The organism is Stenotrophomonas sp. HMWF023 (assembly GCF_003060985.1).
Taxonomy (GTDB): Bacteria; Pseudomonadota; Gammaproteobacteria; order Xanthomonadales; family Xanthomonadaceae; genus Stenotrophomonas; species Stenotrophomonas lactitubi.
Genome location: NZ_QAIJ01000172.1, coordinates 3,523 through 5,111, shown reverse-complemented (window position 1 = coordinate 5,111; position 1,589 = coordinate 3,523). Strand labels below are relative to the sequence as shown.

At 65.3% G+C, this 1,589-nt stretch carries 2 protein-coding genes; both read left to right on the top strand.

The features are described from left to right. Nucleotides 1-650, top strand: a 650-nt coding sequence (locus DBR20_RS09335; protein WP_108265980.1) for a DUF502 domain-containing protein, incomplete at its 5' end; no start/stop codon positions are given. Continuing rightward, nucleotides 647-1,432 carry a queuosine precursor transporter gene (locus DBR20_RS09330; protein ID WP_108265979.1) on the top strand — a complete coding sequence of 262 codons (786 nt, stop codon included), beginning with the start codon at nt 647-649 and terminating at the stop codon, nt 1,430-1,432. The genes DBR20_RS09335 and DBR20_RS09330, both read left to right, overlap by 4 nt. The last annotated feature ends 157 nt before the right edge of the window (nt 1,433-1,589 follow it).

Genomic DNA, 1,589 nt, shown 5'->3' with positions numbered 1-1,589 from the left:
CCTCCCTGCAGCGCCTGTTCCTGACCGGCCTGCTGACCCTGTTGCCGATCTGGCTGACATGGGTGGTGGTCAAATTCGTGTTCGTGCTGCTGTCGGGCATTTCCAGCCCACTGGTAGTGCCGCTGTCCGAACAGATCGCGACCAACTTCCCGCATTACCTCGGCTGGGTCCGCGCCGAATGGATCCAGAACACCATCGCCCTGCTGGCCACGCTGCTGGTGATCCTGGCGGTGGGCGTGGCCAGCCGACGCGTGGTCGGCCAGCGCCTGCTGCGCTGGGTCGGTGCGATCATCAAGCGCATTCCGCTGGCCAGCATCATCTATGACAGCGCCAAGAAGCTGCTGGACATGCTGCAGACCGAGCCGGGCAGCACCCAGCGCGTGGTGCTGATCGACTTCCCGCATCGCGACATGAAATCGGTCGGCCTGGTCACCCGGGTCATCAAGGAACAGGGCACCGACCGCGAACTGGCGGCCGTCTACGTGCCCACCACGCCGAACCCGACCTCGGGCTATCTGGAGATCGTGCCCGTCGAGCTGCTCACCCCGACCGACTGGACGGTGGACCAGGCGATGAGCTTCATCATTTCCGGCGGTGCAGTGGCGCCCTCCAGCGTTCCGTTCACCCGCGCTGGCGATCGTTCCGAATGAGCGAGGCGTCTCATGCGCGCCCGCTGCAGGACCGCGCGGTCCTGCTGTTCATCGTGCTGGCCGCGTTCTTCTGTGGCAACGCCGTACTGGCCGAACTGATCGGGGTGAAGATCTTCGCCCTGGAAGACACCCTCGGCATCGATCCGCTGAACTGGAACCTGTTCGGCCAGACCGGCTCGTTGAGCTTCACCGCCGGCACGCTGCTGTGGCCGGTGGTGTTCATCATGACCGACACCATCAACGAATTCTTCGGCAAGCGCGGGGTGCGTTTCATCTCGTGGCTGGCGGTGGTGTTGATCGCCTACGGTTTCCTGTTCGCCTTCGCTGCGATCTCGCTGGCACCGGCCAGCTGGTGGGTGACCTCGATGGATGCCCACGGCGTGCCCGATTACCAGGCCGCGTTCGCGGCGGTGTTCGGACAGGGCATGTGGACCATTGCCGGTTCGCTGGTGGCGTTCCTGTTCGGCCAGCTGATCGACGTGGCGGTGTTCCATCGCATCCGCCAGGCCACCGGCGAGCGCCATGTATGGCTGCGCGCCACCGGTTCCACCGCGGTCTCGCAGCTGGTGGACAGCTTCGTGGTGATCTGGATCGCCTTCGTGCTCGGCCCGCAGCACTGGCCGACATCGCTGTTCCTGGCGGTGAGCAGTGTCAACTACGTCTACAAGATGGGCTTTGCGATCGCCCTGATTCCGTTGCTGTACCTGATGCGGCTTGCAATCACCCGCTATCTGGGCGAACACCGCGCCGCCGACCTGCGCGCCGCAGCCGCGGCTGACTGAAGCCCCAGCGGCGCGCAAGCTGACTGCGCCCTCACGCTGGCCGTACGCGCGCGGATCGTGCAAGCTCCACGGTCTGTGTTCCACGGAAGCTTCTTGATGCCGTATTCCCCCCGCGTCCTGGCCGCCGCCATCGCCGCGTTGTTCCTGTTCAGCGCCG